At 65.1% G+C, this 9,729-nt stretch carries 1 protein-coding gene; it reads left to right on the top strand.

The genetic code is table 11. From position 1 onward, the window contains the following. The coding region (locus H663_RS40460) for an Ig-like domain-containing protein (protein WP_133240090.1) at positions 1-9,729 on the top strand (9,729 nt) is incomplete at both ends.

The following is a 9,729-nucleotide window of genomic DNA, read 5'->3' as shown; positions in this document are numbered from 1 at the left end:
CGGTGGACAACGGCACACTGAGCGCCCTGAGCAGCACCGATGGCGGCAAAACCTGGGTGGGCACCTTCACCCCCACGCCCGGCGTGGCCGATGCCACCAACACCGTGAGCCTGACGAACAGCTACACCGATGTGGCGGGTAACCAAGGCACCAGTGCGCAGAGTGCCAATTACGTGATGGACCTGAAAGCGCCCAGCGCCACCATCGCGCTCAGCGACAGCGCCTTGAAAATGGGTGAAACGGCCACCGTCACCATCACCTTCAGTGAAAAAGTGCTGGGCTTCAGTCTGGCCGACGTCAGCGCGCCCAACGGCAGCCTGAGCGCCTTCACCGCGAGTGCCGACGGCCTGAGCTGGACCGCCACCTTCACCCCCGCCGATCAAACCACGGCCGCCAGCAACACCCTGACGCTGGCCAACAGCTACACCGACGAATCGGGCAACACCGGCAGTGGTGCCACTGCCACTTACGCCATCGACACGCAAGCCCCCAGCTTCACCGCCAAGCTCGACGACGCCAGCAACAGTGGCAGCCTGAGCGACCTGCTGACCAACGACGCCACGCCCACCATCAGTGGCACCGGCACGGCCGGTGACACGGTTGCAGTCACCCTGCCCGGCACCGGTGAAGTTCTGAGCGCCACCGTGGCCGCCAACGGCAGCTGGAGCGTCACGCCCACGCTGGCCATCGTCAGCGGCAATGTGAACATCACCGCCAGCGACGCCGCAGGCAATGTCAGCAGCGCCCAGACCCTGGCGCTGGTGGTGGACAGCACCATCGCCACGCCCACGCTCAGCCTGGTGTGCGACAGCGGGGCCAGCAGCACCGACAAGATCAGCCGCGACGGCACGATCAGCGTGAGCGCTGACAGCGGCAGTGTTCTGGAGTACAGCACCAACGGCACGTCTTGGACCACGACATTTGTAGCGGCTGAAGGTGCCAACACTGTGCAAGTGCGGGCCACCGACGCGGCAGGCAATGTGGCCACGTCCAGCGCGATGAATTTCACGCTCGACACCCAGACGCCTGCCTTCACTGTGGCCTTGGTGTGTGACAGCGGCGCTTTAGCCACCGACAGCATCAGCAAAGCCCCGGCGCTGGCCGTCACTGGCGCAGAAGCTGGTGCAGTCATCGAATACAGCAGCAACGGGACCGTCTGGGCCAGCACCTACGCCGCCACCGAAGGCGCAAACAGTGTGCAAGTGCGGGTCACGGACACCGCAGGCAACCAGCGGGCGCAAAGTTCCAGCTTCACGCTCGACAGCACAGCGCCCACAGCGCCTGTGCTCACCCTGGTCTGCGACAGCGGCAGCAACGCCACCGACAAACTCAGCCGCAATGGCCTGATCAGCGTGGCCGCTGAAGCCGGTGCCACGCTCGAGTTCAGCACCAACGGCAGCACCTGGGCCAGCACCTTTGCAGCGGCTGAAGGTGCCAACACCGTCATGGCGCGCGTCACCGACGCGGCAGGCAACATCAGCCAGCCAAGCAGCCTGAGCTTCACGCTCGACAGCACAGCACCCGTGGCACCCACGGTGGGCCTGTTCTGCGACAGCGGCACAGCCACAGGTGCAGGCACAGACAAAGTCAGCAACAACGGCACCCTCAGCCTGTCCAGCCCCGAAGCTGGGGGCCTCATCGAATACAGCACCAACGGCGTGCTCTGGGCGACCACCTTTGTGGCCGCTGAAGGCAACAACGCCGTCAAAGTGCGGGTAACTGACGCCGCTGGCAACCTGGGCGCAACAGCCGACTACAGCTTCACCCTCGACACCACCGCCCCCGGTTCACCGGTGCTCACCCTGACCTGCGACAGCGGTGCCAGCGCCACGGACCTGATCAGCAGCGATGGCGCGCTCAGTGTCACGGCAGAGGCTGGTGCTACCTTGCAATACAGCACGGACGGCACATCTTGGGCCAGCACCTTTGCAGCGGCCGAGGGCAACAACACCGTCAAAGTGCGCGCAGTCGATGCTGCAGGCAATACAGGCCCGGCCAGTAATCTGGGCTTCACACTCGACAAAACCATCGCCACGCCCACGCTGACCTTGGTCTGCGACAGCGGTGCCAGCGCTGTGGATACCATCACCCGCAATGGGGCCATCAGCGTGAATGCCGAAACGGGTGCCTCGCTCCAATACAGCACCAACGGCAGCAGCTGGGCCACGACCTTTGCAGCCATCGAAGGCACCAACACCGTGCAAGTGCGGGCCACCGACGCTGCAAGCAATGTCGCCACCTCCACACCCCTGAGCTTCACCCTCGACACCCAAACGCCCGCCTTCACTGTGGCCTTGGTGTGTGACAGCGGCGCTTCTGGCGCTGACAGCATCAGCAAATCATCGGCGCTGGTGGTCACCGGTGCCGAAACTGGTGCCACTGTTGAATACAGCAGCAACGGGACCGTCTGGGCCAGCACCTACGCCGCCACCGAAGGCGCAAACAGTGTGCAAGTGCGGGTCACGGACACCGCAGGCAACCAGCGGGCGCAAAGTTTCAGCTTCACGCTCGACAGCACGGCCCCCACCGCGCCCGTGCTCACCCTGATCTGCGACAGCGGCAGCAACGCCACCGACAAACTCAGCCGCAATGGCCTGATCAGCGTGGCCGCTGAAGCCGGTGCCACGCTCGAATACAGCACCAACGGCAGCACCTGGGCCAGCACCTTTGCAGCGGCTGAAGGTGCCAACACCGTCATGGCGCGCGTCACCGACGCAGCAGGCAACATCAGCCAGCCAAGCAGCCTGAGCTTTACCCTCGACAGCACAGCACCCGTGGCCCCCACCGTGGGCCTGTTCTGCGACAGCGGCACATCGGCAGGCGCATCCACCGACAAAGTCAGCAACAACGGTACCCTCAGCCTCTCCAGCCCCGAAGCTGGGGGCCTGATCGAATACAGCACCAACGGCGTGCTCTGGGCCAACACCTTTGTGGCCGCTGAAGGCAACAACGCGGTCAAGATCCGCATCACCGACGCCGCTGGCAATGTGGGCGCAACAGCCGACTACAGCTTCACCCTCGACACCACCGCTCCCGGCGCACCGGTGCTCACCCTGACCTGCGACAGCGGTGCCAGCGCCACGGACCTGATCAGCAGCGATGGCGCGCTCAGTGTCACAGCAGAGGCTGGCGCTACCTTGCAATACAGCACCGACGGCAGCAGCTGGGCCAGCACCTTTGCAGCGGCCGAGGGCAACAACACCGTCAAAGTGCGCGCAGTCGATGCTGCAGGCAATACAGGCCCGGCCAGCAACCTGGCCTTCACGCTCGACAAAACCATCGCCACGCCAACCCTCAGCTTGGTCTGCGACAGCGGTGCCAGCGCTGTGGATACCATCACCCGCAATGGGGCCATCAGCGTGAATGCCGAAACGGGTGCCTCGCTCCAATACAGCACCAACGGCAGCAGCTGGGCCACGACCTTTGCAGCCATCGAAGGCACCAACACCGTGCAAGTGCGGGCCACCGACGCTGCAGGCAATGTCGCCACCTCTGCGCCCCTGAGCTTCACCCTCGACACCCAAACGCCCGCCTTCACTGTGGCCTTGGTGTGTGACAGCGGCGCTTCTGGCGCTGACAGCATCAGCAAATCATCGGCGCTGGTGGTCACCGGTGCCGAAACTGGTGCCACTGTTGAATACAGCAGCAACGGGACCGTCTGGGCCAGCACCTATGCCGCCAGCGAAGGCCTCAACAACGTCAAGGTCCGCGTGAGCGATGCCGCTGGTAATCAACGCACGCAAGACTTCAGCTTCACGCTCGACAGCACAGCGCCCACAGCGCCTGTGCTCACCCTGGTCTGCGACAGCGGCAGCAACGCCACCGACAAACTCAGCCGCAATGGCCTGATCAGCGTGGCCGCTGAAGCCGGTGCCACGCTCGAGTTCAGCACCAACGGCAGCACCTGGGCCAGCACCTTTGCAGCGGCTGAAGGTGCCAACACCATCATGGCGCGCGTCACCGACGCGGCAGGCAACATCAGCCAGCCAAGCAGCCTGAGTTTCACGCTCGACAGCACAGCACCCGTGGCCCCCACCGTGGGCCTGTTCTGCGACAGCGGCACAGCCACAGGTGCAGCCACCGACAAAGTCAGCAACAACGGCACCCTCAGCCTCTCCAGCCCCGAAGCTGGGGGTCTCATCGAATACAGCACCAACGGCGTGCTCTGGACCAACACCTTTGTGGCCGCTGAAGGCAACAACGCGGTCAAGATCCGCATCACCGACGCCGCTGGCAACTTGGGCGCAACAGCCGACTACAGCTTCACCCTCGACACCACCGCCCCCGGAGCACCGGTGCTCACCCTGACCTGCGACAGCGGTGCCAGCGCCACGGACCTGATCAGCAGCGATGGCGCGCTCAGCGTCACGGCCGAGGCTGGCGCTACGCTGCAATACAGCACGGACGGCACATCTTGGGCCAGCACCTTTGCAGCGGCCGAGGGCAACAACACCATCAAGGTGCGCGCAGTCGACGCGGCAGGCAATACAGGCCCGGCCAGCAACCTGGCCTTCACACTCGACAAAACCATCGCCACGCCCACGCTCACCCTGGTGTGCGACAGCGGGGCCAGCAGCACCGACAAGCTCAGCCGCGACGGCACGATCAGCGTGAGCGCTGACAGCGGCAGTGTGCAGGAGTACAGCACCAACGGCACGTCTTGGACCACGACATTTGTAGCTGCAGAAGGCACCAACACCGTGCAAGTGCGCGCCACCGACGCGGCCGGCAATGTCGCCACCTCTGCGCCCCTGAGCTTCACCCTCGACACCCAGACGCCCGCCTTCACTGTGGCCTTGGTCTGCGACAGCGGCGCTTTGGCCACCGACAGCATCAGCAATGCCCCGGCGCTGGTGGTCACTCGCGCAGAAGCTGGTGCAGTCATCGAATACAGCAGCAACGGGACCGTCTGGGCCAGCACCTATGCCGCCAGCGAAGGCATCAACAGCGTCAAGGTCCGCGTGAGCGATGCCGCTGGCAACCAGCGCACGCAAGACTTCAGCTTCACGCTCGACAGCACAGCGCCCACAGCGCCTGTGCTCACCCTGGTCTGCGACAGCGGCAGCAACGCCACCGACAAACTCAGCGGCAATGGTGCCATCAGCGTGGCCGCTGAAGCCGGTGCCACGCTCGAGTTCAGCACCAACGGCAGCACCTGGACCAGCACCTTTGCAGCGGCCGAAGGTGCCAACACCGTCATGGCGCGGGTCACCGACGCAGCGGGCAATGTCAGCCAGCCAAGCAGCCTGAGCTTCACGCTCGACAGCACAGCACCCGTGGCCCCCACCGTGGGTCTGTTCTGCGACAGCGGCACAGCCACTGGCGCAGCCACCGACAAAGTCAGCAACAACGGCACCCTGAGCCTGTCCAGCCCGGAAGCTGGGGGCCTGATCGAATACAGCACCAACGGCGTCATCTGGGCGACCACCTTTGTGGCCGCTGAAGGCAACAACGCCGTCAAAGTGCGCGTGACTGACGCCGCAGGCAATGTGGGCGCCACAGCCGACTACAGCTTCACGCTCGACACCACCGCGCCTGGCGCACCGGTCGTGACCCTGACCTGCGACAGCGGCGCCAGCGCCACCGACCTCATCAGCAGCAATGGCGCGCTCAGCGTCACGGCCGAAGCTGGCGCTACGCTGCAATACAGCACCGACGGCACTTCTTGGGCCAGCACCTTTGCAGCGGCAGAGGGCAACAACACCGTCAAAGTGCGTGCCATCGATGCCGCAGGAAATGCTGGCCCGGCCAGCAGCCTGGGTTTCACGCTCGACAAAACCATCGCCACGCCCACGCTCACTTTGGTCTGCGACAGCGGCACCAGCGCCACCGACGCGATCACCCGCAACGGCGCCATCAGCGCGAACGCAGAAGCGGGCGCCGCCCTCGAATACAGCACCAACGGCACCGCTTGGACGACCACATTCACGGCCGTTGAAGGCGCGAACACCGTCACCGTGCGGGCCACCGACGCCGCAGGCAATGTGGCCAGCTCTGCGCCTTTGAGCTTCAGCTTGAACACGCAAGGGGCCGCTTTCACGGCCAAGCTCGACGACGCCAGCAACAGCGGCAGCACCGCCGACTTGCTCACCAGCGACAGCACGCCCACAATCAGCGGCACCGGCACAGCGGGCAACACCATCCAGGTCACCATGCCCGGCACCTTGGAGGTGCTCAGCGCCACCGTGGCCGCCAACGGCAGCTGGAGCGTCACGCCCACGCTGGCCATCGTCAGCGGCAACGTGTCCATCACCGCCAGCGACGCCGCAGGCAATGTCAGCAGCGCCCAGACCCTGGCGCTGGTGGTGGACAGCAGCATTGCCACGCCCACGCTCAGCCTGGTGTGCGACAGCGGGGCCAGCAGCACCGACAAGATCAGCCGTGACGGCACGCTCAGCGTGAGCGCTGACAGCGGCAGTGTGCTGGAGTACAGCACCAACGGCACGTCTTGGACCACGACATTTGTAGCTGCAGAAGGCGCCAACACTGTGCAAGTGCGCGCCACCGACGCGGCAGGCAATGTGGCCACGTCCAGCGCGATGACTTTCACGCTCGACACCCAAACGCCCGCCTTCAGCGTGGCCCTGGTGTCTGACAGCGGGGCTTTGGCCACCGACGGCATCAGCAATGCCCCGGCGCTGGTCGTTACCGGCGCCGAAGCTGGCGCCACCCTCGAATACAGCAATAACAACAGCACGACGGGAACCGTTTGGGCCAGCACCTACGCCGCGACCGAAGGCGTCAACAACGTGCAAGTGCGGGTCACAGACACTGCAGGCAACCAGCGTGCGCAAAGTTTCAGCTTCACCTTGGACAGCACGGCCCCCACAGCGCCCATCATCACCCTGGTCTGCGACAGCGGCAGCAGCGCCACCGATCGCCTCAGCCGCAATGGCCTGATCAGCGTGACCGCTGAAGCCGGTGCCACGCTCGAATTCAGCACCAACGGCAGCACCTGGACCACCACCTTTGCGGCGGCTGAAGGTGCCAACACCGTCATGGCGCGCGTCACCGACGCGGCAGGCAACGTCAGCTCCAGCAGCAGCCTGAGCTTCACGCTCGACAGCACAGCACCCGTGGCCCCCACGGTGGGCCTGTTCTGCGACAGCGGCACAGCCACAGGTACAGCCACAGACAAAGTCAGCAACAACGGCACCCTGAGCCTGTCCAGCCCCGAAGCTGGGGGCCTCATCGAATACAGCACCAACGGCGTGCTCTGGGCGACGACCTTTGTGGCCGCTGAAGGGAACAACGCCGTCAAGATCCGCATCACCGACGCCGCTGGCAATGTGGGCGCAACAGCCGACTACAGCTTCACCCTCGACAGCACCGCCCCCGGCGCACCGGTGGTCACATTGGCCTGCGACAGCGGGGCTTTGGGCACCGACCAGATCAGCCAGAACGGCACGCTCACAGTCAGCTTGCCCGATACCGCGCTGGCTTTGGAATACAGCACCAATGGCAGCAGTTGGACCAGCACCTTTGCCGCAGGCGAAGGCAACAACACGGTCAAAGTGCGTGCGGTCGATGCCGCAGGCAACCTGAGCGCCGTCAGCACCCTGAATTTCACGGTCGACAAAACCATCCACAAGCCCGTCGTGACACTGGGATGCGACACCGGCATCGTGGGTGACACCATCACCTCGCTGGGCGAGATCAGCGTCTCGAATGCCGACAGCGACGCCCAGGTGCGCTACAGCCGCGACAACGTCAGCTGGAGCACCACCTTTGCCGCCGCCGAAGGCAGCAACACGGTCTATGTGCGCGTCAACGATGCCGCGGGCAATGTGTCCACCTCGGATGCCTTGAACTTCTACCTCAACACCCGCGCAGGCACCTTCACCGCCCGCCTGGACAACGCCAGCAACAGCGGCAGCCTGAGCGACAGCCTGACCCACGACGACACGCCCAGCATCAGCGGCTCTGGCAAGGAAGGTGCCACCGTCGAAGTCACCATGCCCGCCCCCCTGGACGGCTCGGCCGCCGAAGTGTTTTTGACCACCGTGGACGTCAACGGCATGTGGAGCGTGACGGCGGGCAAACCCATTGCCTCGGGCACAGTCACCGTGGTCTACACCGAACCCAACAGCGCCGTCAGCAGCAGTGCGTCCATCAGCATCCTGATCGACAAGGACATCAGCACACCGGTGCTGTCTCTGGTGTGTGACACCGGCAGTAGCGCAAGCGACAAAATTTCGCAGGTCGGCAGCCTGGGCCTGGCCGGCGTCGATGCGGGCGTCACCATCGAGTTCAGCACCGATGGCACCGTCTGGACCAGCACCTACAGCGCCGCCGAAGGTGCCAACACCGTGCGCGCCCGCGTGCTGGATGGGGCAGGCAATGTGGCCACCTCCAACGTGCTGAATTTCACCCTGGACACCACCGCCGCCACGCCGACCCTGAATGTGAACGCGGTCACGGGCGATGACGCCATTGGCCCGCTCGATGCCAGCCAGGCAAGCACCATCTTGTCGGGCACCTCGACCCTGACCCAAGCGGGCGATCTGGTCACGTTGGGGCTGAACGGCCAGACTTACAGCGGCACAGTCGACGCCTTTGGCAACTACAGCATCGCCGTGGACACCCAGGACCTGGTGGACGACGCAGACCACAAGATCGACGCCCGCGTGACCGGCGTGGACCTGGCAGGCAACACCGGCACGGTCACCGTGGGGCACCTCTACAGCGTGGACGCTGTGGCCCCCTCGGTGCAAAGCCTGGTCCTGGACAAACCCAGCCTCAAAGCCGGTGAGACCGCCCAAGTCACCCTGACCTTCTCAGAAAAAGTCACCGCCTTTGACCTGGCCGACCTGAGCGCCGACAACGCCGTGCTCAGCCAATTGGCCAGCGCCGACGGCGGCCTGACCTGGACCGCCACCCTCACGCCGACTGCCGCCATCGAAGACACCACCAATGTGGTCAAAGTCCTGGCCACCTACACCGATCTGGCAGGCAACACCGGCCTGACGGCCCAAAGCAGCAACTACAGCCTGGACACCCTCGCCCCCAGCTTCACGCTGCAACTGGACAACGCCAGCAACAGCGGCAGTCTGGGCGACACCCTGACCAACGACAGCACCCCGACGCTCAGCGGCACCGGCAACACCGGCGATACCCTGAAAGTGACGATGCCCGCAACGGGCGAAGTGGTGTCTGCCACCGTCGCCGCCGACGGCACCTGGCGCGCCACACTCACCCAGGCCATCACCTCGGGCACCGTCAGCGTGATCGCCACCGACGCCGTGGGCAACACCAGCGCCGCCCAAACCCTGAGCCTGCAAATTGACACCAGCTTGCCCGGCAACCTCAGCCTGGCCCTGGTCTGCGACAGCGGCACCAGCAGCAGCGACAAGATCACCCGCACAGGCGATGTGACGGTCACCGGCCAGGACGCCGACACCACCGTGCAGTACAGCACCGATGGCAGCACCTGGGCCACCACCTTTGCCGCCACCGAAGGCCTCAACACCTTGCGTGTGCGCCAGATGGACGCCGCAGGCAACGTCAGCGCCACCAGCACCCTGGCCTTCACCTTGGACACCACGGCACCCGTGCCCACACTCAGCATCAACCCGATCACCGGTGACGATGCCATCGGCCCCGTGGATGCCGCCAGCACCACCACCAAAATCAGCGGCACCAGCACCGGCGCACGCCCGGGCGATGTCATCACCCTGGTGCTCAACGGTGTGAGCTACACCGGCACCGTGGACGTGGTGGGCGAGTACA

This window comes from Limnohabitans planktonicus II-D5, assembly GCF_001270065.2.
Lineage (GTDB): Bacteria > Pseudomonadota > Gammaproteobacteria > Burkholderiales > Burkholderiaceae_C > Limnohabitans_A > Limnohabitans_A planktonicus.
The sequence above is the reverse complement of the archived record's forward strand: the minus strand, read 5'-3'. Positions and strand labels throughout refer to the sequence as shown.